Raw genomic sequence first — 20,241 nt, forward strand, 5'->3', positions numbered from 1 at the left:
CGATGCTGCTCGGCGTGGCGGTGGCGTGGTTGCTCGGTGGCGGCGGCACGCTGGCGTTGCTGCTCGGCGGGCTGGTCAGCAACGCGCTGTTCTCGGCGCTGCTGGCGATGGTCAAGTACGTAGCCGATCCGCTCGATCAACTGCCCGCGATCGTCTACTGGCTGCTCGGCAGTCTGGCCCAGGTCGGCTGGCCCGATCTCGGCCGCCTCGGGCCGCCGCTGGCCGTCGGCGTACTGCTGCTGTGCGCGGCCGCGCCGCTGCTCGACGCGCTCTCGCAAAGCGACGACGAAGCGCTGAGCCTGGGCGTGCCGGTCCATCGCATCCGGCTCGCGGTGATCGGCGTGGCCACGCTCGCGGCGGCGCTGACCGTCTCGCTCGGCGGCATGATCGGCTGGGTCGGGCTGCTGGTGCCGCATCTGGCGCGCGCCGTGGCGGGCGCCTCGAATCGCGTCGTGGTGCCGGCCTGCGCGCTGCTCGGCGCGACGGTGCTGGTGGTGGCCGATACGCTCGCGCGCAGCCTCGTCGCCTCCGAAATCCCGCTCGGCGTGATCACCGAGATCGCCGGCGCGCTCGCGTTCGGCTTCGTGCTGGTGCGCCAGCGCGGCAGGCTGCTGCGATGAGCGCGCCCAACGCACACCCTCGGGCCGCCGCCTCACTCGCCTGCGAAGGCCTGCGGTTCCGGCGCGGCGCGGCGAGCGTGCTCGACGGTATCGATCTGCACTTGCGCGGCGGCGAACTGGTCGCGCTGCTCGGCGTGAACGGCGCAGGCAAGAGCACGCTGCTGCGCCTGCTGTTCGGTGCGGCGCGGCCGGCGGCGGGCCGCGTGCTGCTCGACGGCACGCCGCTCGCCCACCAGCGCCGCCGCGACATCGCGCGCCGCATCGCCTACGTACCGCAACATCACGTGCCGGCGCTGCCGCACACGGTCGAGCAGATCGTCGCGCTGGGCCGGCTGCCGCACACCGGCCTGCGGCAGCGCCTGCGCGGCGCGGACCGCGACGCCATCGACACCGCGCTCGAACGGATGCAGGTGGCCGCGCTCGCGGATCGCGACTACGCGGCGCTGTCGGGCGGCGAACGCCAGCGCGTGCTGCTGGCACGCGCGCTGGCGCAGGACGCGCCGATCCTGCTGATGGACGAGCCGCTGACCGGCCTCGACTACGGTCACCAGTTGCGCCTGCATGCCTTGCTGGCGGACCTCGCGCGCGAAGGCTACGCGATCCTGCACACCACCCACCGCCCCGACGATGCCTGCCACGCCGCCACGCGCGTGGTGGTGCTCGATCGCGGACGCCTGGCCGCCGACGGCGCGCCGCACGACGTGCTCGACGCCGCCGCGATCGGCGCGTTGTACGGCACGCCCGTCGAACAGTTCGACATCGCCGGCTCGCGGTTCTTCCGCGCGCCACCGTTTCCTCCCGACTGAACCCCATGCCGACCGCTTCTCGCCCTCACTTTTGCCCCCGCCTTCCCCTGCGCCGTATCGCTTCCGCCTCGTCCCTGCTGTTCGCGATCGCCGCACCCGCGTTTGCGCAGGGCGCCGAATCTGCCGCCGCCACATCGACGTCGACGGCCGCGTCCGCCAGCACCGACAAACCCACCCACACGCAAGCCATACCCGCCGTCACCGTCACCGCCCACACGCCACCCGGCCAGTCGATGCGCGTCGAGCGCGCCAACCTCGGCCCGCTCGGCGATCTGAAGCGCGTCGACACGCCGTATTCGATCAACGTCGTGCCGCAGCATGTGATCCGCGCGCAGCAGCTCAAGAGCATCGCCGATGCGCTGCGCTTCATCCCGTCGGTGCAGGGCGACGGCGCGCGCCCGCAGTCGCGCGGCATCCAGGGCAGCGTGGTGCAGAACAGCCGCATCGACGGCCTCAACGCCGTGTCGACCACCGACTATCCGCTGGAGCAGTTCGATCGCATCGAAGTGCTGAACGGCCTGGCCGGCGCACTGTACGGCCCGGCCAACCCGGCCGGCACGTTCAACTACGTGCAGAAGCGGCCCACCGACAGCCGCCTGTTCCGCGTCACGCTCGGCTATGCCGGCGGCACGCGCTTCCAGCGCGAGATCGAGGCGTCGGACCGCGTCGGCCCGTCGAAGGCGATCGGCTACCGCTTCACGCTGCTCGACGAAACCGGCAGCGGTTACACCGAGCACAGCACCGTGCGCCGCCAGCTCGCGAGCCTCGCACTCGATTTCCACCTGTCGCCGAACACCGTCATCGAAACCAACGTCAGCCGCTATCACTACGTGGCGAAGGGCTTCCCGGCCACCTTCGCGCTGGCGGGCGGCGTGCATCTCCCGGGCGCGCTCGACCCGACCAATGCGGCCTACGGCTCGGTCAACGGCGGCAGCGACAACACCACGACCACCGGCTCGATCCAGATCAAGCACGATTTCTCGCCCGACTGGCGCCTGAGCGCGGCGGTGCTGCGGCAGATCGCCGACCGCGAATCGACCGGCATCACCGACACGCTGATCGACAACGCCGGCAACTACCGCACCACGCTGTCGACCGCCACCGCCAGCCGCTTCACGATCACCAGCAATCTCGTCTACCTGAACGGCAAGGTAAAGACGGGCAGCATCGAGCACCGCATCGGCATCGGCACCAGCGGCTTCGTGTGGGACAACTTCAACCCGGTGGCCGGCGGCACCAGCACGCTCGGCATGGGCAACCTGGCGAATCCGCAATCGGTGTTCGTGACCGGCGCGCCCGATTTCGAGCATCGCTACCAGTCCGCACAGGCCACCCAGCAATCGCTGCTGCTCAACGACGACATCGCGTTCTCGCCGCGCTGGTCGGTGCTGCTGGCCGGCAGCCAGAGCTGGCTGTCGACGCACAACTACAACGTGCGCGGCACGCAGACCAGCGAATCGGCCAACCAGGGGCTGTCGGGCAGCGCGAGCCTGGTGTTCAAGCCGGCCGTGAACCAGAGCCTGTACCTGACCTACGCCGACAGCCTGCAGCAAGGCGACACCGCGCCCACCGGCTCGGCCAACGCGGGCAACATCCTCGATCCGTACCGCAGCAAGCAGTGGGAGGTCGGCTACAAGGTGGCGTTCTCGCGCTGGAACACGTCGCTGGCCGCATTCCGCATCACGCGGCCGTATGCGTACACGATGGCCGACGGCATCTACCGCACCGGCGGCGAGCAGCGCAACCTCGGCGTGGAATGGATGCTCGACGGCCACCTGACGCGCAACCTGTCGCTGTTCGGCGGCGTCGCGTGGCTCGACCCGCGCCTGTTCGACACCGGCGACGCGAGCACCGACGGCAAGCAGATCGTCGGGCTGCCGAAATACACCGTGAACCTGCTGGCCGAATACGACGTGCGGCAGGTGCCGGGGCTGGCCGCCGACGTCAACCTGCACTACGTGGGCGCGCGCGCCACCGACAACGCCAACAGCGGCTCGGCGGCCGCGTACGCCACCGTCGATCTCGGCGTGCGCTACCTGACCAGCGTGTTCGAGCGCGCCGTCACGCTGCGGCTGGCGGTCGACAACCTGACGAACCGCCAGTACTGGACCAACATCGTGCCGGGCGGCCTGAACGGCTATACGGGTGCGGGCAACGCCACAGCGCAGCTCGGCGCGCCGCGCACCGTGATGGCGTCGGTGGAGTTCGAACTGTGATGCGTCTCCTTTCTTTTCATGCACGGTGCACGGTCCGGATGGCCGCACAGGCCGTCGTGCTGGCCGGTGCCCTCGCCGCGCCGCTCGCGCACGCGGAACCGAAGCAGCGCATCGCCGATCTCTGGTATGCGCACAACGCTGTGGTGCTGATGCTCGGCGCGGCCGACCGCGTGGTGGCCACCGTTGCGCGGCCGCAGGCGTTTCCGTGGATGATGCAGGTCGCGCCGGCAATGCGGCGCGCGCAGCCGGTGGCGAACGGCAACCCCAATGCCGAGGATTTGCTGCGCGCGCGGGCCGACGTGGTGTTCGTGTCGCGCGGTGCGCCGTCGATCGCGGCCATGCAGCGGCTGGGCCTCGACGTGGTGCCGGTGGGCTTCGACGATTTCGATTCGATGCTGGCCTGCGTCGACCAGACCGCCGCCGCGCTCGACACGCCGCTGGCCGCGCAACGCGCGCGCGACTACCGCGCGTATCTTGGCGACACGCTCGCCGCCACGCGTCGCGCGCTCGACGCACTGCCGGATCGCACCGAGCCGCGCGTGTTGCACGTCGCCTCGCTCGCGCCGCTCAAGGTGGACGGCAGCGATACCATCGTCGATCAATGGCTGCGCGCGGCCGGCGCGCGCAACGCCGCCGACGGGATCAGCGGCAACCTGCGGCCGGTCTCGATCGAGCAGGTGCTGGCGTGGCATCCGGACGTGGTGATCCTCGGCGCGAACGCCGGCTCGATCGCGCAATCGCCGCAGCGCTCGCTGTGGCAGACGCTCGATGCGGTGCGTGACGGCCGTGTGTATCGCAATCCGGCGGGCGTGTTTCCGTGGGACCGATACGGGCCGGAGGTAGCGTTGCAGGTGCGTTGGGTGGCAGGCGTGCTGCATCCGGGGGTGTTTCCGGAGCAGCGGTTAATCGCGCAGACGCAGGATTTCTATCGGCGGTTTTTCGGGTATGAACTGTCGGCGGGGGACGCGCGGCGGATGCTGGCCGGTCAACCGCCTGGTGCCGCAGCACAATGAGACAGATGACATTGACAACGATGACTCACGGCAAACAATTGCAGATTCATCGTCAGGGCTGTGTCAACTTAATTAGAAAGCGCCGAACAGACGATCGAGCGCGGCCAGAACCCGCGTCTGCTCGGATTTTAGCGTTCCGGTCGAAGGGCCAAGCTCACTGGTTCTTATCGCGCCTAGAAATGGCGTTTCCAGTATGAATTTTTCGCCGTCGATCTCGATGATCGGAGCCAGATCCTGCGCAACCTTGGCGGGTGTGTAACTGCCCGCCAGGTGTGTCAGCGGAATGACGACCCGTGACATCAGATCTCCCAGATGATCGCTTTGCACATCGAGCAGATAGGGCGACTTCGCCTTCGACCTGGATGACGGGTTGTTATACAAATCAAAACGTGCCATCAGAACATCCGGTGCTCGTCGAGAGGTAGGCCGTCGCGTTCAATGCGCGCATTCATCTCGGTAATGAAACCAGCGTGCTTTGCTGCCCAGACACGAGCCTCGGCTTCCTGAACTTCCTCACGCAGACCCCGTTCGCTTGCACGTGAGATGTTGACATCCAACTCTCTCGCGCGTTCGAGCAGATCAGAGGGCAACGACACGTTGGTGGGCTTGCGACTGGCTTTTCTCGTCGGGTTAGAAGCGGCCGGTTCATCGGAGTGCCGCATTTGTGCAGAAATCATGTGCAGATCCTATGCGCATAAAATATGCGCATATTATTGCACATCCTTGATGAAGCCTGTCGACCGATGCCGACCATGCAGATCTTCTCGCGTCCGACAGGACAGGTCCCGAGCAGCGTCTCTGAATCGATCCGGAACCAAGCCCATCGCCCCGCCACGCTCTCACCCCTTCCCGCCCACCCCCTTGATCGTCACCTCCGCCATCACCGACCCATCCCGCTCCCCAACCCGGCTGCCACCGTCTCGCCCATCCGCGCGAGCACGGCGGCCAGATGCGGTGCGCGACGGCCGTGTATACCGCATCCGGCGGGCGTGTTTCCGTGGGATCGCTACGGGCCGGAGGTGGCGTTGCAGGTACGCTGGGCCGCGGGCGTGCTGCATCCGGAGGTGTTTCCGGCGCAGCAGTTGATCGCGCAGACGCAGGATTTCTATCGGCGGTTTTTCGGGTATGCGCTGTCGGCGGGGGACGCACGGCGGATGCTGGCCGGTCAGCCGCCTGGTGCCGCAGCACAATGAGACAGATGACATTGCAGCGATGACTCACGGCAAACAATCGCAGACTCCCCGTTAGCGCCGAAAAGCCTGTCGCTTTTTGATCTGCGTCTTGGCTCGGATTGGCATTTTTCTTCATTGTCGTGCGATCTGGCAATCGCCAGATCGCTATTCAACTCAATGAAGGAAAATCAGAATGGCTGTTACTGGAAAATTCATCGTTAACAACACATGGCTGTCACCGCTCACGATTCATGGTGTTGGCACATACCAGGCATATTCAGGTGATGAAATCTACCGGAATCGAGGGGGATGCACGGCAAAGGTCGATAAAGGACCCATTCCAGCCGGAAGGTACTGGATCGTCGCACGTCCTGCTGGCGGCTTGAGTTCGAGGTTTCAAACCTGGCTCAAAGACCAGTGGAATGCCTACAAGGGAAATCCGTCCGATCACAGCGAATGGTTCGCACTGTATCGGGATGACGGGATCATCGACGATGTGACATGGATCAATGGTGTCAAGCGTGGGCAGTTCCGGTTGCATCCTGCTGGCGGTTCAGGCTTGTCATTTGGATGTATTACGCTTCCAAGCCGTGTCGATTTCATGAGAATCCGCACCGCGCTACTGCACACCAGAACCATCGTTGCCGGCCATTCCGGCCTTGACGCATACGGGACGATTGAGGTCATCACACATGGCAACACTTGTCCGTAGGCTATCGAAGATGGCGCTGTTCATCGGTTTGCTGCTTCTTTCTGTTCGCTTCATACCGATGTCCAATCACTGGTCGCTAGCCGAGACACGTGCATGGATTCGTGCGTCGGACTGGCTCGGTGTCGACGATCCCGACAACTTGTATTTCGTTGTATGGCTGACGATTGAACTGATCGCCGCCGTGCTTGCCTATGTGGCGATCGTAAAACTATGGCGGCACGGTCGGCGTTGAAAGAGGTGAAACAGGCGGAGCGATCCGGAACCCAACCCATCACCCCGCCACGCCCTCACCCCTTCCCGCCCACCCCCTTGATCGTCACCTCCGCCATCACCGACCAATCCCGCTCCCCCAACCCGGCCGCCACCGTCTCGCCCATCCGCCCGTACACGGCGGCCAGCATCGGCAACTCGTGCCCGGCCTCGGCGGCCGCCTCCGACGCAAGCCGCAAGTCCTTCAACCCCAGCGTCGCCTTGAACCCCGGCTCGTAGTTGCCCTGCGCGAGATTGGCCGAATAGACCTGATACGAACGGCTGCCGAACAGCGTGCCGAGGATCAGCTCGAAGAAGCGCTCGCGCCCGAGCCCGTTCGCCTCGGTCAGCACGACGGCCTCGGCCATCGCCTCGATCGCCATCGTGATCATCATGTTGCAGGCGATCTTCGCGGCGTTGGCGGCCGGTGCTTCCTCGCCCATGTCCCAGATCCGCCCGCCGATCACCTCCAGCAGCGGCCGGATCGCGTTCACGGCGTCGGGCTTGCCACCCGTCAGCACGTTCAGTTCGCCGCGCGCGGCCACGTCGGGCCGGCCGAGCACCGGCGCGGACACATAGCCCACGCCGGCCGCCGCATGCAGCGCGACCAGCTCGTGCGCGAACGCCACCGAAATGGTGGACGCCACCACATGCACGAGGCCCGGCCGCGCCCGGGCCAGCAGGCCCGGGGCGATCAGCGTCTCGCGGATCGCCGCGTCGTCGGAAAGCATGGTCAGCAGCGCGTCGCCGTCGAGCAGATCGGCCGGCGACGCGGCCCGCGTCACGCCCTCCACGCTCGCGCCGGAACGGCTCCACGCCCGCACGTCGTGGCCGGCCGCCGCGAGATTGCGCGCCATCGCGCGCCCCATGGCGCCCAGGCCGATGATGCCGATTTTCATAGTGGATTCCTCAGGATCGAAAACGGCCTCAAGCGCCGAAACCGCCGTCGATGGTATGCATCGCGCCGGTGATGCCGCGCGCGGCGGGCGATGCCAGATAAGCGACCAGGCTCGCGACATCCGCCGCGGTGCCATGGCGGCGAATCGCCATGTAGCTGCGCATCTGCTCGGCGAGCGGGCCGTTGGCGGGGTTCATGTCGGTGTCGGTCGGGCCGGGCTGCACGACGTTGACGGTGATGCCGCGCGCGCCGAAATCGCGCGCGAGGCCGCGTGTCATGCCTTGCAGCGCCGATTTGCTCATGCCGTACGCGGCGGCGCCCTCGAACGGCACCGTATCGCCGTTCACCGAGCCGATCGAGATGATCCGGCCGCCGTCGGGCATCAGGCGCGCGGCCTCGACGCTGGCGTGATACGCGCCGCGCACGTTGACGTCGATCAGGCGATCGATGGCGTCGGCGTCGAGCGTGAGCGGATCGCCGCCGACGAACAGCCCGGCGTTGTAGACGAACACGTCGAGCGGGCCGGCCTCGCGCACGACGGCCAGCAACGCATCGCGGTCGGCCGCGTCCGCCCGCACGGCCTGCGCGCCGGTATCCTTCGCCACCGCCTCGGCCGCCGCCTGCGAGCCCGCCCAGGTGAATCGCACCGTCGCGCCCGCCGAAGCGAACCACGCCACGATGGCCGCGCCGATGCCGCGGCTGCCGCCCACCACCATCACCGATTTGCCTTGCCAGCCTGCTGCTTCCGTATTCATCGCATGAACTCCTTGAAATAAATTAGCGATCACTATAAATTTCGAGTCACGACAACGCAAGGTATTTTTGTAGTGGATGCTAATTTAATCAACGGCGGTAAACCCGGGCGCGGCCGCCCGCGTGCATTCGACCCCGATACCGCGCTCGAGGTGGGCCAGCGCATGTTCCATGCGGCCGGCTACGACGCGGTCGGCCTCAGCGCGCTGACCGACGCGCTCGGCATCAAGGCCCCGAGCTTCTATTCGGCGTTCGGCAGCAAGGCGGCGTTCTTCCGTCAGGTGCTGGAGCGCTATGCGGGCACGGCGCTCGCGCTGGACGGCATCCTGGTGCCGGGCCGGCCGCCCGCCGAGGCGCTGGCCGAGCTGATCGGCAGCGCGGCACGCACCTATGCGCGCGATCCCGAACGGCCGGGCTGCCTCGTGCTGGAAGCCGCGCGCGGCGGCGAGGCGAGCGAGAGCGCGCAACTGGCCTGCGAGGTGGCCGAATGGAGGCGCGTGCAAGTCCGCGAATTCGTGGCGGCCACGCATCCCGAGCAGGCCGCCACCGCCACCGATTACGTGTCGGCCGTGATGTCGGGCCTGTCGGCCGGCGCACGCCAAGGCTGGGACGAGGCGCGGCTTTGCGCGGTAGCCGATGTGTCGGCGGCGGGCCTCGCGCAGTTGCTGCCCTGAGCGGGTTGCCCTTGGCCAACTGCAGGGCCGGCCGTCATCGCCACGCGAGCACGGCCAGCACGCCGAGCGCCAGCGCAATCAGCACCAGCCCCGAGACCCGCTCCAGCCACGGCAGGATGCGCGTGAAGCGCCGCAGCACGATGCGGTTGCCGATCGTCAGCGCCACCAGCGCGTCCCACAGCAGCACCACGCCGCCCATCCATGCGCCGTAGAACAGCTTCCAGCCCGCGCTCGCATACGGGCCGCTCAACATCGCGGCGAGGCTGGCATAGAACAACGCGTTCTTCGGATTGAGGATGCCGGACAGGAAGCCCATCCCCGTGGCGCGCCCCCACGCCGCAAGCGGCCGAGCGCGCGCCGCGCCGGCCGCGCGTGTTGCGGATACCTGAAGATCGCTGCCGCCCGCGTGACGCACGAACAGCACACCGAGCCACAGCAGATAGACGCAACCGGCCAGTTGCAGGCCCGTGAACCACGCGCTGCCGGGCCGCAACGCCGAGGTGCCCGCAAACGCGGCGACGATGAACACGCCGTTGGCCAGCGCGATGCCGAGGCACGCGCCGCTGGCCACGCGCCAGCCGGCCGACAGCGAGGTGCGGGCGATCAGGAAGAAATCCGGCCCGGGGGACAGCAGCGCCAGGAAATGCGCCGCGGCGATCATCAGGAAGACTTGCATATCCGGCATCAGCGAAGAACGGGCTCGCAGTGTGCCGGCCGCGCGGTGCGCGGTATTGAAGGAAATTGCGGCTCAGGCGCGGAACGTGCCGGGCGTCACGCCCGCGTAGGCCTTGAACACGCGCTGGAAATGCGCCTGATCGGCGAAACCGAGATGCTGGGCCACGGCGGCCAGGCTGTCGCCGTCGCGAATCCGCGCCCGCGCGAGATTGATGCGCTGGTTCAGTTGCCAGACATGCGGCGTCATGCCGGTCACCGCGCGAAACGCACGGATCAACTGATAGCGGCTCATGCCGGCCAGGCGCGCGAGGCCGTCGAGCGCGATGTCGCTGTCGGGTTCGGCGCGCAGACAGTCGAGCGCGGGGCGAATCCGGTCGGCCAGATGCGCGGGAGCGACCGGCGGTGCGACCGGGAGGCCCTGCGCCGCATCGCACGCACCGACGAATTCGATCAGCGCCGCTTCCTTGTCGCGGGCATCGGCGTCGGAACACAGCAGCGCGTTCAGTTCGCAGCACTGCGCGTAGAGCGCGGGGTTCGTCACGATGCGGATCGGTTCGTCATCCTTGGCATCTTGCGGCACGGCCGGCGCGTATTCCTGGCGGACGGCATCGCGCCAGTTCGCATCGATATGCAGCATCTGGTAGCTCCAGGCCTCGCCGGGCGCGGGGTTGCAGGCATGCACGCGATGCGCGGGCACCAGCACGAGCATGCCGGGTTGCAAACCGATCGGGCCGCCGGGCGCGCCGGTGAACACGCTCGCGCCGCCGTCCACTGCGCCGACCGAGAACGTCGGATGGTGATGCGGCTTGTAGCAGGCGCGGCTGCGGCAGGCACGCCGGCTTTCGACGAACGGGAGGGCTGGGTCGCGCCAGAACGATTGGCGGGCGTCTCGGCGAGCGGTGGCGGTGGACGACACGAGGGCTGTGGCGCTGTGCGTGGCGGGGGCGGAAGACGCGGGAGCGGTAACGCTGTGCGTGGCGGGGGCGGAAGACACGGTGGCAATGACGCTGTGCGTGGCGGGGAGCATCAGTATGCGGGAAGGCGGACCGAACCGGTGGCAGACGCGGTGGCAGACGCGGCGCCACATGTGGCGGCAGATACGCCGGCACATGCCGTGATCGATACGACCGGCCGATGCACTGCCCGCCGCCTCACCCCGCCGTCTTGCGCGCCCGCCCCCGCTTCGCCTTCGGCCTGGCCTGCGCAGCCTCCTCCTCCGCCTCGGCCTCGCACAGCAGCCAATCGCGCAGCGCCGTCACCCCGGCCGCCGCCTGCCCGCGCCGCGTGCAGAACGCAAACGCGCCGCCGCCCGCCACGAACCCGAGCGGCGCGACCAGACGCCCGGCCGCGATCTCGCGCTCCACCAGCAAGGCCGGCGCGATCGCCACGCCCAGCCGCGCCGCGGCCGCCTCCAGCATCAACGACAGGTGATCGAAGCGCCGCCCGCCGCCGAAGCCCGCCGCATCCAGCCCCTGCGCGGCGGCCCAATCGGCCCAGGCCTGCGGATTCGAACGGGTATGGAGCAGCGCCTGCCCCGGCAACGCGCCGGCGGACGCGATCCGATGCGGCCAGTCCGGCGCGCACACCGGCCCGATCCGCTCCTCGAACAGCGCCACGGCCTCGATCTGGCGCGGCCACGCCCGCCCGCTGACGATCAGCGCATCGACCACCTGCGCCTCCAGGTCGGCCAGCGCGGCGCTCGTCTGCAAACGCACGCGAATCTCGGGGTGTGCGGCCTCGAAGCGCTCCAGGCGCGGAATCACCCAGTTGGCAAGCAGGCTGCCCGGCGCACCCACCACGATCTCGGCCGCCTCGCCCGGCCCGGCGATCTCGGCGCAGCGGCTTTCCAGCAGCGCCAGCGCGCGATCGGCGGCGTCGTGCAGCGCCAGCCCGGCCGCCGTCAGGCGCACGCCCGACGCATGCCGCACGAACAGCGGCTTGCCGAACCAATCTTCGAGTTGACGAACCTGGTGGCTGACGGCGCCGTGCGTGACGCACAGCTCCTCGGCCGCGCCGGAAAAGCTGGCGCGCCGGGCGGCGGCGTCGAACACGCGCAGGGCATTAAGCGGGGGCAGGCGGCGCATCGGGTTTGGCTGTGAATTTTCCTCACGGCATTCTGCGAGAAATCCTCGCTATTGCAAAGTTTTCTTCGTCCCTAGACTGCAATCCATCTCATAGCTCTCGTTCGACGGACCTCCGCCATGCCGCCCAGCCTCGCCCCGCTCCTGCCGTTCGTCGTCGTGGCCTTTTCGATGTGGGCCACGCCGGGGCCGAACAACATGATGCTGATGGTATCGGGCGCGCGCTTCGGCCTGCGCCGCACGCTGCCGCAACTGTTCGGAATCCTGACCGGCACGCTGCTGTTGAGCACGCTCGGCATCGTGCTGCTCGAACCGGTGATCGCCACGTGGCCGCGCAGCGTGCTGCTGCTGAAGATCGTCGGCACGGTGTGGCTGGTGCGGATCGGCTGGCGCATGGCGCACGCGCGCCTCGGCGACAGCCCCGGCGACGCGCAACCGATGCGCTACCTGCCCGCCACGCTGTTCCAGTTCACCAACCCGAAGGCGATCACCGGCACGGTGGCGCTGGCCTCGCTGGCGCTGTCCGCCACGCATGCGAACCCGTGGCTGCCGGCCGCCGCGCTGCTGACGGCGCCGCCGCTGTGCCTGATCGCGAACGGTTCGTGGGCGCTGGCCGGCCGCAGCCTGCGGCGGCTCCTGTCAACGCCGCTGCGCTGGCGCGTGTTCACGCTGGGCACGGGCTTCGTGACGGCGGGCTGTGCGGTGTTTCTGTGGACCTGAGCGTGGGTGGCGAAGCGCGGCGCTATCGCCGCGTCGCCGAACTGGCGTAGCATCGACGCGATTTCCTGCGTTGCCCGCCCCCTCGCCATCCCGGAACGACCGATGACCGATTCGCTTTACGCCAGCGCCGACCGCTATTTCACCGAGCACTTCCGGCTCGATCTCGGCACGCTGCTCGCACCGATTTCCGCCGATGCCCCCAGCGGGCGCTCGATGCGCGCCACCCCCTACTACACGGCATTGCGCCAGGCGCGCGCGCAGGACGACCCGTCGCTGCCCGTCGGGGTGTGGGAGCGGCCGCGCCACCGGCAAGGCACCGACTGGATGAAGGTCGGCATGCTGGCCGCCGGCATGTTGGCGCATCAGAGCAAGGATTTGCAGTTGCTGACCTGGCTGTTCGAGGCGCAGATCCAGCAGCACGGCTTCGACGGCATCGCACCGCCGCTCGTGCTGTTGCGCGAAACCTGCGCGCGCTTCTGGGACACAATGCTGCCCGACGACGCCAACGACCATTTCGAGCAACGCGAGGCGCTGCTGCGCCTGATGGACGAAAAAAATCTCGCCACGCTGCGCCTCGCCACGCTGGTGGAAAGCGAGGGGCGGCCCGCATTCAGTTGGGCCGATTGGGAACGGGCGGTGCGCGACGACCAGGAACACCGGGCCGGCCATCAGGCCGCCGATACCAGCGCGGCGAGCCTGCCGGAATTGCAGTTCACGCTGGGCGCGGCCTCCAGCGAATCGCTGGCCGCGCGGTACGCGGCGCTGGGCGACGGGCTGGCCGCACTCGACGCGCTACGCAACGCCCTCGCGCCGCGCTTCGGCAACGCCACGCCGCCGATCGGCCGGCTGCACGCACTGCTGGAACAGATCCGCGCATGGCTGGGCCACGAGCTGCAACGGCGCGGGCTGGCGGCGCAGGAAGCAGCGCCGGCCGCCACCGAAGCGCCCGTTGCAAATGCAACGATCTCCGAACCCATCGGTGGCACGGCCGACGCCGCGCCCCCAACCGAAGCCCTCACTGCCGACCTGCTGCGCGAACGCGCCCAGGCTTACGCGCGGCTGGCCGAGATCGCCGCATGGTTGATGCGCATCGAGCCGCACAGCCCCGCGCCGTATCTCGTTCGCACCGCCGTCGAGTGGAGCGCGCTGCCGACGCCCGAGCTGTACGACAAGGTTTTCGTACAGATGGGCGGGCAACTCGATGTTTTCACGATGCTCGGCATCGCGAGGCCGCAGGACAAGGCGTAAGTGCAGCCGTCACGCCGTCGCATCGTTCAAGCGGCGTCGCCACAGCATGCGATCGCCCACCTTCCGCACCTCCGTCACGCCGCGCTGCGCGAGCAATTCAAGCGCCGCGCGCGTCACGTCGAGCGTCAGTTCGGTCTCCTTCGCATCGAGCCAGAAGCGCTGCACGCCCTCCACCGTATCGACCGCCGCAGGGCGTTCGGCGAGGTATCGCGCAATGTATGCGGCGGTGTTTTCGATCAAATCGTCGTTCATGACCAAGCGGCTCGCGGCCGGATATTCGCAAGACCGCGAGCTTACCGCAGCGGCGCAGCCGCTCAGAAATTGAATTGGTCGATATTGCCCGCATCGAACGTGGTCGGCGGCCCGAGCACGACCTCGCCGTTCTTGCCGATGGTGCGCGCGCCGAGCTTGCCCGCGTCGAAGCGCTCGCCTTCCTTGCCGGTGATCGTGCCCGAGGCGAGGTTCGCGGCGGCGTAAGCGGCCAGATAACCGAGCTGACCCGGGTCCCACAGCTGGAACGCCTTGACGGTGCCGTTCTTCACGAACGCGCGCATCTGGTTCGGCGTGCCCAGCCCCGTCACGGCCACCTTGCCCTTGCTCGACGACGTCGAGATATAGCGCGCGGCCGCCACGATCCCCACCGAGGTGGGCGCGACGATCGCCTTCAGGTTCGGATAGGCCTGCAACAGGCCTTGCGTCTCGACGAAGGATTTCTGATCGTCGTCGTTGCCGTAGGCGATCTTGACGAGCTTGAGCTTCGCGTATTCGGGCTTCTTCAATTCCTCCTGCATCCAGTGAATCCAGGTGTTCTGGTTGGTCGCGTTCGGCGTGGCCGACAAAATCGCGAACTCGCCCTCGCCGCCCGTCAGCTTCGCGACGAGCTGAATCTGGCCGCGCCCGATGCTCTCGGCGTTGGCCTGGTTGACGAAGATCTCCCGGCCATCCGGTGCGGTGTCCGAATCGAACGTCACCACCTTCACGCCCTGCGACATGGCGCGTTTCAGATAAGGCACCAGCGCGTTGGCATCGTTGGCGGCGATCACGATCGCGTTCTGCCGCTGGGTGGTCAGCGTGTTGATGTATTGCACCTGCGAGGATGCGCCCGCATCCGACGGCCCCACCACCTTGCCCTGCCCCTTCAGTTCCTTGACGGCGGCCATGCCGCCGTCGTCGGCGATCACCTCGTACGGGTTGTTGATCTGTTTAGGCACGAAGGCGATCTTCAGGCCTTCCTTGACGCCGGCCGCCTGCGCGGGCGCGGCGCCCAGCGCGGTGAACGCTGTGAGCGTGGCCAACGCCGCCAGGCTCAGGCAGGCGGCCGCGCGCGCGGCCGGGTGAGGAAATCGATGCATGCTGGTGTCTCCGATGTAAGGCCGAGATGCGAGCCCGGCCGTGTTGATATGCATGACGAAACAACGAACGCGACGATCGACGATTCACGCTCAGCGCGACAGCGTGCGCCGGTGCAGCCGCCGCGCATGCCAGCTCGCGGCGAGGTTCGGGATCAGCACCGACGACAGCAGCAGCACGCCGGTCACGATCGTCAGCGCTTCGCTCGATACGTCGACGAGCGTCAGCGCGTTCTTCAGGATGCCGACGATCAGCAGCGACAGCAGCACGCCATACAGCGAACCGCGCCCGCCGAAGATGCTGACGCCGCCGAACAGCACGGCCGCGATCACGGCCAGCTCGAAGCCCTCGCCGTTGTCGCCGCGCGCGCTGGTGAAGCGCAGCGTGTAGACCACCCCGGCCAGCGCGCTCATGAAGCCGGACAGCACGAACAGGCGCAGCTTGGTGCGCGCCACGGCGATGCCGGAGAACGTGGCGGCGGCCGGGTTCGCACCGATCGCGTAGAGGCTGCGGCCGAATGCGCTGGCCTGCAGCAGCACCGTGAACAGCACGGCCGCGACGATCACGATCACGAACGGCTCGGGCAGGAAGCTGCCGCCCACCGTGTTCATGCCGAACGCCGTGTAGCCGGGCGGGAAATCGGCGATGGCCTGATCGCCGAGCAGCACATAGGCCAGCCCGCGAAACAGCGCGAGCGTGCCGATCGTCACGGCCAGCGACGGCAGCCGGAAGCGCACGATCACCCAGCCGTTGAACAGGCCCGCCAGCGTGCCGGCCGCCAGCGCCGCCGCGATCACCGCCGGCATCGGCCAGCCCAGATGCCAGAGCACCCCCATCAACGCGCTCGACGCGCCGAGGATCGACGCCACCGACAAGTCGATCTCGCCCGTCACGATGATCAGCGTCATGGTCAGCGCCATCAGCGCGATCTCGCCGATGTCGAGCAGGATGTTGGCGAGGTTCGACGCGTCGAGGAACACCGGCGACAGCACGCGCCCGAGCACCAGCGACAGCACCAGGATCACGGCCAGCAGGCTTTCCCAGCCCAATGCGGTGGCGCTGCGCGCGCCCTTGCGAGATATATCAGCCATGATCGCGTTTCCTCATCATGCGTTTGGCGACCGAGCGGGCCAGCAGCGTGTCGGCCGTCACGGCGGCCACGATCAGCGCGCCCTCGATCGCCTGTTCCCAGAACGGCGAGACATGCAGCACGGCCAGCGCGATGCTGATCACGCCGAGCACCAGCGCCCCGAGCGCGGCGCCGAGTATCGTGCCCACCCCGCCGTTGATCGCCACGCTGCCCACCACCGCGGCGGCCACCACCTGCAACTCGATGCCCTTGCCGGTGCTGGCGTCGGCCGTGCCGAAGCGCGCCAGCCACAGCGCGCCGGCCAGCCCGGCCAGCGCGCCGGAAATCAGGAAGCCGGCCAGCACGCGGCGGTCCACGCGAATCCCGGCGAGGCGCGCGGCCTCGGGGTTCGAGCCGATCGCGTAGTGCTCGCGCCCGGCCCGGTAGCGCTTCAGGTAAACCGACAGGCCGGCGAGCAGCACCACCGTGATCAGCACCAGCACCGGCACGCCGAGCACCGCGCCGGTGGCCAGCCGCGAATACGCGTCGGGCAAGTTGCCGGCGTTGATCTGGCCGCCGTGCACCCACGCGTAATCGGCGCCGCGCAGGATATAGAGCATCGACAGCGTCGCGACCAGCGAAGGCACGCGCCCGTACGCCACCAGCAGCCCGTTCACGCCGCCCGCGGCCAGGCCGATCGCCACGCCCGCCGCGAGCGCCAGCGGTACCGGCATCTGCGGGAACGCCACATAGAGGCTGCCGACCCCGTAGGCGCCCAGCCCCACCACCGAGCCGACCGACAGATCGATGTGCCGCATCAGCATCACGATCGTCATGCCGGCCGTCAGCAGGCCGATGATCGAGACGTTGAGCAGCACGTCGCGCAGGTTCTGCAGGTTCAGGAATTGCGGCCGCGCGAGCGCCGTGCCGCCCACCAGCAACAGCAGGACAACGAACAAGGTGGTTTCGCGGCTGCGCGCGATCGCGGCGGCCAGCGCCGCCGCCGGGTGGCGCACGGCGGATTCGGCTGGGTTCATGGTCGGGGTTCCGGTGGTCATGCGGCACGCTCCAGCGACGGATCGCGCCCACCGAGCGCGGCGCGCATGATGCGCTCCTCGCTGGCCTCGGCGCGGGGAATATCGGCGCGGATGCGCCCCTCGTGCATCACCAGCACGCGGTCGGCCATGCCGAGCACCTCGGGCAGTTCGCTCGAAATCATCAGCACCGCCATGCCGTCGCGCACCAGGTCGGCCAGCGCAGCGTACACCTCGGCCTTGGCGCCCACGTCGATACCCCGCGTGGGTTCATCGACGATCAGCACGGCCGGCCCGGTCGCGAGCCACTTGCCGAGCACCACCTTCTGCTGGTTGCCGCCCGACAGCGTGCCCACCGGCAGCCGCAGGTCACCGGCCTTCAGCCGCAGCTTCGCGCCCCACTCGCCGGCCAGCGCCAGCTCGCGCGCGGCCGACACCAGCCCGAAGCGCGCGAGCCGCCCGAGCACCGTCATCGACGCATTGCGCGCGATGCTCAACTCCAGCGCGAGGCCCTGCTCGCGGCGATCCTCGGGCACCATCGCCAGGCCGGCGCGCACTGCCCGCCCCGGGTCGCCCGGCGCGAGCCGCTTGCCGGCCACCGCGATCTCGCCCGCGTCGAGCGGATCGATGCCGAACACGGCGCGCGCCACCTCGCTGCGCCCCGCCCCCACCAGCCCGGCTAGCGCGACGATCTCGCCCGCGTGCACGTCGAACGACACGTCCTTGAACACGCCGATGCGCGTCAGCCCGCGCACCGACAGCCGCACCGCGCCGCGTTCGACCTCGGCCTTCGGATAGAACGTGGCCAGATCGCGGCCCACCATCGTCGCGACAATCTTCGTGGTACTGAGCGTCTCGGTGGGCGCGTCGAACACCTTGGCGCCGTCGCGCATGATCGTGACGTGACGCGCCAGCGCGAACACTTCCTCCAGCCGGTGCGTGATGAACAGCACCGCCGCGCCGCGCTCGCACAGCGTGCGCACGATCGCGAACAGCCGCTCCACCTCGGGCCGCGACAACGCGGCGGTGGGTTCGTCCATCACCAGCACGTTGGCGTCGAGCGACAGCGCCTTGGCGATCTCGATCACCTGCTGATCGGCGATCGACAGGCCGCGCACGCGTTGCTGCGCTTGCAGGTTCACGCCGAGCGAGGCCAGCAGCACGGCCACCTGCTTTTCCATCGCCGCGTAATCGATGCGGCCGAGCCGGTCGAGCGGCTGGCGGCCCATGTAGATGTTTTCGGCGATCGACAGATCGAAGAACAGCGTCGGCTCCTGGTAGATCACGGCGATGCCGGCCGCGCGCGCGTCCGATGGCGAGGCGAAGCGCCGCTCCACGCCATCCACGCGCAACACGCCGGTGTCCGGCGCATGCACGCCCGCGAGGATCTTCACCAGCGTGGATTTGCCCGCGCCGTTCTCGCCGAGCAGCGCATGCACTTCGCCCGCTTGCAGCACCAGCTCGCCGCCGATCAGCGCGCGCACCGCGCCGAACGACTTGCTCGCGCCGCGCAGTTCGAGGCGCGGCGGGACCGCCTTGTCAGGTGTCGCCAAGTTCGTCTCCGTTGTAGGTAGTTTGGTCTTGCCGGGGTACGCATCGAGCGCCGCTAGATCCGGTACACGCGCTCGGCATTGGCCGAGAACAGCAGCCGGCGCTCGTCGTCCGACACGCCGCCGACGATCCGCGCATAGGCGCGCCACAGCGCCTCGTAGCCGCCGAACAGGCGATCCACCGGGAAATTCGAGGCGAACATCGCGCGCGTCACGCCGAACGCGTCGATCGCATCGAGCACGTAGGGCCGCAGGCTCTCGACCGTCCACGCGTGATCGAACATGGCCAGCCCACTCAGCTTGACCGACACGTTCGGGCAGGCCGCCAGCGCGCGCAGGCCGTCGCGCCAGGCGCGAAACCCGGCCGGCGTGTCGCGATCGACGAACATGCCCGCGTGATCGAGCACGATGGGGATGTCCGGATGCGCGCGCGCGAGCTTCGCCGCCTCGGGCATCTGCGCGGGATAGAGCTGCATGTCGAACGACAGGCCGTAACGCGCCAGCAGCCCGAACTGCCGCCGCCATGCCGGGTCGGCGAGGTAGTCGCGCGCCACGTAGTTGTAGTGCGGATCGGCATGCACGTTGAGGATCTGGCGAATGCCGCGCACATTGGCGAACGCGGCATGCGCGGCCAGCACGACCTCGGCATCGGGCGCGGACAGGTCCGCCGCCGCGACGATGCCGTGCGGCAGCCCCGCGTGGCCGGCCGACCGATCGTCCGCCAGCGTGTGCAGCCAGCGCGTTTCTTCCACGGGCCGCGCCGGGTCGAAGTTCGCCTCCACATGCACGACCTTCGCGATCTCGATCTCGCCCGCCTCGCGCAGCAAATCGGCCGGCAGATAATCGTGCGCGAGATCGCGCGCATCGCCCACGAACGACGTGCCAGGCTTCGACAGCCATGGATAATCGCCGCCGGCGGGCCGCCAGAAATGCACATGCGGGTCCACTACTCGCATCGTCGGGCTCCTTGCGCTCGAGGCGCGCACATCGATTCAGGGCAGATGAAACAGCGGCGCGAGCGGCACCTGCACGGGCGAGCCGTCGGGCTCGGTCTGCATGATGTCGGCCATGGCGTCCCACCATTTGCGCATCACCGGCTCGGCGGCCAGCGCATCCATGCGATGGCCCGGCTCGCGCTTGAGCACGGCGAACAGGTGATGGGTGGCCTCGTCGAGAAAGATCCAGTAATCGCGGATGCCGGCCGCGCGCAGCGCGTCGGTCAGTTCGGGCCAGATTTCGCGGTGCCGGCGCTCGTATTCGTCGCGCCGGCCCGGATCGAGCTGCATCCGGAATGCGATCGTCTCCATGATCGTGTCTCCCTCGTTGTCGCATCGGTGCGACCGCTGCATGGCGGCACGCCCGACGCGTTGCAGCGACTATAAACGCCTCGCGATAGCCAAC

The 20,241-nt window shown here is 68.5% G+C and carries 24 protein-coding genes; 10 read left to right on the forward strand and 14 right to left on the reverse strand.

Annotated elements, in window-relative coordinates; translation table 11 throughout:
* The 4 genes from ACYP33_RS17005 to ACYP33_RS17020 form a co-directional block, all read left to right on the forward strand.
* Nucleotides 1–620, forward strand: a 620-nt coding sequence (locus ACYP33_RS17005; RefSeq protein WP_459622931.1) for a FecCD family ABC transporter permease, incomplete at its 5' end; no start/stop codon positions are given.
* Complete coding sequence (locus tag ACYP33_RS17010) at nucleotides 617–1,426, forward strand: ABC transporter ATP-binding protein (RefSeq protein ID WP_459622932.1); 810 nt, start codon at nucleotides 617–619, stop codon at nucleotides 1,424–1,426. The genes ACYP33_RS17005 and ACYP33_RS17010, both read left to right, overlap by 4 nt.
* A gap of 5 nt (nucleotides 1,427–1,431) precedes the next feature.
* The gene (locus ACYP33_RS17015) at nucleotides 1,432–3,642 is read left to right on the forward strand and encodes a TonB-dependent receptor (protein ID WP_459622933.1); all 2,211 of its coding nucleotides are present in this window, start codon (nucleotides 1,432–1,434) and stop codon (nucleotides 3,640–3,642) included.
* Nucleotides 3,642–4,655, forward strand: coding sequence for an ABC transporter substrate-binding protein (locus ACYP33_RS17020; protein WP_459622934.1), 1,014 nt, complete (start codon nucleotides 3,642–3,644; stop codon nucleotides 4,653–4,655). The genes ACYP33_RS17015 and ACYP33_RS17020 overlap by 1 nt, the downstream gene beginning before the upstream one ends.
* 72 nt (nucleotides 4,656–4,727) lie before the next feature.
* On the opposite strand, the gene ACYP33_RS17025 is transcribed toward ACYP33_RS17020, so the two are convergent.
* Nucleotides 4,728–5,051 (reverse strand): CcdB family protein, encoded by a 324-nt coding sequence (locus ACYP33_RS17025; protein WP_414449311.1) that lies wholly within the window; start codon nucleotides 5,049–5,051, stop codon nucleotides 4,728–4,730.
* The gene (locus tag ACYP33_RS17030; protein WP_414449310.1) at nucleotides 5,051–5,332 is read right to left on the reverse strand and encodes a type II toxin-antitoxin system CcdA family antitoxin; all 282 of its coding nucleotides are present in this window, start codon (nucleotides 5,330–5,332) and stop codon (nucleotides 5,051–5,053) included. Before ACYP33_RS17030 ends, ACYP33_RS17025 begins: the two co-directional genes overlap by 1 nt.
* A 75-nt stretch (nucleotides 5,333–5,407) precedes the next feature.
* Here ACYP33_RS17030 and ACYP33_RS17035 point away from each other — a divergent pair, with 75 nt between their 5' ends.
* The 3 genes from ACYP33_RS17035 (at nucleotide 5,408) to ACYP33_RS17045 (ending at nucleotide 6,771) form a co-directional block, all read left to right on the forward strand.
* A complete protein-coding gene (locus ACYP33_RS17035; protein ID WP_459622935.1) occupies nucleotides 5,408–5,848 on the forward strand; it encodes a hypothetical protein in 441 nt (146 codons plus the stop codon).
* Nucleotides 5,849–6,020: 172 nt separating this feature from the next.
* Nucleotides 6,021–6,539: a DUF2778 domain-containing protein gene (locus ACYP33_RS17040; protein ID WP_414449308.1), complete on the forward strand. Its 519-nt coding sequence runs from the start codon at nucleotides 6,021–6,023 to the stop codon at nucleotides 6,537–6,539.
* Entirely contained in the window at nucleotides 6,520–6,771 is a 252-nt protein-coding gene (locus tag ACYP33_RS17045; RefSeq protein WP_414449307.1) for a hypothetical protein, read from the forward strand. Before ACYP33_RS17040 ends, ACYP33_RS17045 begins: the two co-directional genes overlap by 20 nt.
* Nucleotides 6,772–6,826: 55 nt before the next feature.
* Here the strand turns inward: ACYP33_RS17045 and ACYP33_RS17050 are convergent, their stop codons facing one another.
* Both ACYP33_RS17050 and bdcA read right to left on the reverse strand, forming a co-directional pair.
* Nucleotides 6,827–7,687 carry an NAD(P)-dependent oxidoreductase gene (locus ACYP33_RS17050; protein ID WP_459622936.1) on the reverse strand — a complete coding sequence of 287 codons (861 nt, stop codon included), beginning with the start codon at nucleotides 7,685–7,687 and terminating at the stop codon, nucleotides 6,827–6,829.
* Between the two features lie 28 nt (nucleotides 7,688–7,715).
* Nucleotides 7,716–8,441, reverse strand: a complete 726-nt coding sequence (bdcA, locus tag ACYP33_RS17055; protein WP_414449305.1) for an SDR family oxidoreductase — start codon at nucleotides 8,439–8,441, stop codon at nucleotides 7,716–7,718.
* A 72-nt stretch (nucleotides 8,442–8,513) separates the two neighbouring features.
* Here bdcA and ACYP33_RS17060 point away from each other — a divergent pair, with 72 nt between their 5' ends.
* Nucleotides 8,514–9,113 (forward strand): TetR/AcrR family transcriptional regulator, encoded by a 600-nt coding sequence (locus ACYP33_RS17060; protein WP_459622937.1) that lies wholly within the window; start codon nucleotides 8,514–8,516, stop codon nucleotides 9,111–9,113.
* Nucleotides 9,114–9,147: 34 nt separating this feature from the next.
* On the opposite strand, the gene ACYP33_RS17065 is transcribed toward ACYP33_RS17060, so the two are convergent.
* The 3 genes from ACYP33_RS17065 to ACYP33_RS17075 form a co-directional block, all read right to left on the reverse strand.
* Nucleotides 9,148–9,789: a LysE family translocator gene (locus tag ACYP33_RS17065; RefSeq protein WP_459622938.1), complete on the reverse strand. Its 642-nt coding sequence runs from the start codon at nucleotides 9,787–9,789 to the stop codon at nucleotides 9,148–9,150.
* 72 nt (nucleotides 9,790–9,861) lie between these two features.
* Nucleotides 9,862–10,704, reverse strand: coding sequence for an AraC family transcriptional regulator (locus tag ACYP33_RS17070; RefSeq protein ID WP_459622939.1), 843 nt, complete (start codon nucleotides 10,702–10,704; stop codon nucleotides 9,862–9,864).
* 235 nt (nucleotides 10,705–10,939) lie between these two features.
* Nucleotides 10,940–11,872, reverse strand: a complete 933-nt coding sequence (locus ACYP33_RS17075) for a LysR substrate-binding domain-containing protein (RefSeq protein ID WP_459622940.1) — start codon at nucleotides 11,870–11,872, stop codon at nucleotides 10,940–10,942.
* Nucleotides 11,873–11,989: 117 nt separating this feature from the next.
* Between ACYP33_RS17075 and ACYP33_RS17080 the strand changes: the two genes are divergently transcribed.
* Complete coding sequence (locus ACYP33_RS17080) at nucleotides 11,990–12,589, forward strand: LysE family translocator (RefSeq protein ID WP_459622941.1); 600 nt, start codon at nucleotides 11,990–11,992, stop codon at nucleotides 12,587–12,589.
* Nucleotides 12,590–12,691: 102 nt separating this feature from the next.
* Entirely contained in the window at nucleotides 12,692–13,837 is a 1,146-nt protein-coding gene (gene tssA, locus ACYP33_RS17085) for a type VI secretion system protein TssA (protein WP_459622942.1), read from the forward strand.
* 9 nt (nucleotides 13,838–13,846) lie between these two features.
* On the opposite strand, the gene ACYP33_RS17090 is transcribed toward tssA, so the two are convergent.
* The 7 genes from ACYP33_RS17090 to rhaM form a co-directional block, all read right to left on the reverse strand.
* Nucleotides 13,847–14,089, reverse strand: a complete 243-nt coding sequence (locus tag ACYP33_RS17090) for a hypothetical protein (RefSeq protein WP_459622943.1) — start codon at nucleotides 14,087–14,089, stop codon at nucleotides 13,847–13,849.
* A 62-nt stretch (nucleotides 14,090–14,151) separates the two neighbouring features.
* The gene (rhaS, locus tag ACYP33_RS17095) at nucleotides 14,152–15,189 is read right to left on the reverse strand and encodes a rhamnose ABC transporter substrate-binding protein (RefSeq protein ID WP_459622944.1); all 1,038 of its coding nucleotides are present in this window, start codon (nucleotides 15,187–15,189) and stop codon (nucleotides 14,152–14,154) included.
* A gap of 90 nt (nucleotides 15,190–15,279) precedes the next feature.
* A complete protein-coding gene (locus tag ACYP33_RS17100; protein ID WP_414449296.1) occupies nucleotides 15,280–16,278 on the reverse strand; it encodes an ABC transporter permease in 999 nt (332 codons plus the stop codon).
* Nucleotides 16,271–17,293 (reverse strand): ABC transporter permease, encoded by a 1,023-nt coding sequence (locus ACYP33_RS17105; protein ID WP_459623180.1) that lies wholly within the window; start codon nucleotides 17,291–17,293, stop codon nucleotides 16,271–16,273. The genes ACYP33_RS17100 and ACYP33_RS17105 overlap by 8 nt, the downstream gene beginning before the upstream one ends.
* Before the next feature lie 17 nt (nucleotides 17,294–17,310).
* Entirely contained in the window at nucleotides 17,311–18,843 is a 1,533-nt protein-coding gene (locus ACYP33_RS17110) for a sugar ABC transporter ATP-binding protein (RefSeq protein WP_414445266.1), read from the reverse strand.
* A gap of 53 nt (nucleotides 18,844–18,896) precedes the next feature.
* A complete protein-coding gene (locus tag ACYP33_RS17115) occupies nucleotides 18,897–19,796 on the reverse strand; it encodes an amidohydrolase family protein (RefSeq protein ID WP_459622945.1) in 900 nt (299 codons plus the stop codon).
* A gap of 36 nt (nucleotides 19,797–19,832) precedes the next feature.
* Nucleotides 19,833–20,147 (reverse strand): L-rhamnose mutarotase, encoded by a 315-nt coding sequence (gene rhaM, locus ACYP33_RS17120; protein ID WP_414449293.1) that lies wholly within the window; start codon nucleotides 20,145–20,147, stop codon nucleotides 19,833–19,835.
* Between the last annotated feature and the right edge of the window lie 94 nt (nucleotides 20,148–20,241).

This window comes from Burkholderia sp. 3C (assembly GCF_054589155.1).

Bases quoted from the DNA above. Each gene is read 5' to 3' on its own strand.
- ACYP33_RS17010 (WP_459622932.1), top strand. From the start codon at position 617: ATGAGCGCGCCCAACGCACACCCTCGGGCCGCCGCCTCACTCGCCTGC.
- ACYP33_RS17015 (WP_459622933.1), top strand. From the start codon at position 1,432: ATGCCGACCGCTTCTCGCCCTCACTTTTGCCCCCGCCTTCCCCTGCGC.
- ACYP33_RS17020 (WP_459622934.1), top strand. From the start codon at position 3,642: ATGCGTCTCCTTTCTTTTCATGCACGGTGCACGGTCCGGATGGCCGCA.
- ACYP33_RS17025 (WP_414449311.1), bottom strand. From the start codon at position 5,051: ATGGCACGTTTTGATTTGTATAACAACCCGTCATCCAGGTCGAAGGCG.
- ACYP33_RS17030 (WP_414449310.1), bottom strand. From the start codon at position 5,332: ATGATTTCTGCACAAATGCGGCACTCCGATGAACCGGCCGCTTCTAAC.
- ACYP33_RS17035 (WP_459622935.1), top strand. From the start codon at position 5,408: ATGCAGATCTTCTCGCGTCCGACAGGACAGGTCCCGAGCAGCGTCTCT.
- ACYP33_RS17040 (WP_414449308.1), top strand. From the start codon at position 6,021: ATGGCTGTTACTGGAAAATTCATCGTTAACAACACATGGCTGTCACCG.
- ACYP33_RS17045 (WP_414449307.1), top strand. From the start codon at position 6,520: ATGGCAACACTTGTCCGTAGGCTATCGAAGATGGCGCTGTTCATCGGT.
- ACYP33_RS17050 (WP_459622936.1), bottom strand. From the start codon at position 7,687: ATGAAAATCGGCATCATCGGCCTGGGCGCCATGGGGCGCGCGATGGCG.
- bdcA (WP_414449305.1), bottom strand. From the start codon at position 8,441: ATGAATACGGAAGCAGCAGGCTGGCAAGGCAAATCGGTGATGGTGGTG.
- ACYP33_RS17065 (WP_459622938.1), bottom strand. From the start codon at position 9,789: ATGCAAGTCTTCCTGATGATCGCCGCGGCGCATTTCCTGGCGCTGCTG.
- ACYP33_RS17075 (WP_459622940.1), bottom strand. From the start codon at position 11,872: ATGCGCCGCCTGCCCCCGCTTAATGCCCTGCGCGTGTTCGACGCCGCC.
- ACYP33_RS17080 (WP_459622941.1), top strand. From the start codon at position 11,990: ATGCCGCCCAGCCTCGCCCCGCTCCTGCCGTTCGTCGTCGTGGCCTTT.
- tssA (WP_459622942.1), top strand. From the start codon at position 12,692: ATGACCGATTCGCTTTACGCCAGCGCCGACCGCTATTTCACCGAGCAC.
- ACYP33_RS17090 (WP_459622943.1), bottom strand. From the start codon at position 14,089: ATGAACGACGATTTGATCGAAAACACCGCCGCATACATTGCGCGATAC.
- rhaS (WP_459622944.1), bottom strand. From the start codon at position 15,189: ATGCATCGATTTCCTCACCCGGCCGCGCGCGCGGCCGCCTGCCTGAGC.
- ACYP33_RS17100 (WP_414449296.1), bottom strand. From the start codon at position 16,278: ATGGCTGATATATCTCGCAAGGGCGCGCGCAGCGCCACCGCATTGGGC.
- ACYP33_RS17105 (WP_459623180.1), bottom strand. From the start codon at position 17,293: ATGAACCCAGCCGAATCCGCCGTGCGCCACCCGGCGGCGGCGCTGGCC.
- ACYP33_RS17115 (WP_459622945.1), bottom strand. From the start codon at position 19,796: ATGCGAGTAGTGGACCCGCATGTGCATTTCTGGCGGCCCGCCGGCGGC.
- rhaM (WP_414449293.1), bottom strand. From the start codon at position 20,147: ATGGAGACGATCGCATTCCGGATGCAGCTCGATCCGGGCCGGCGCGAC.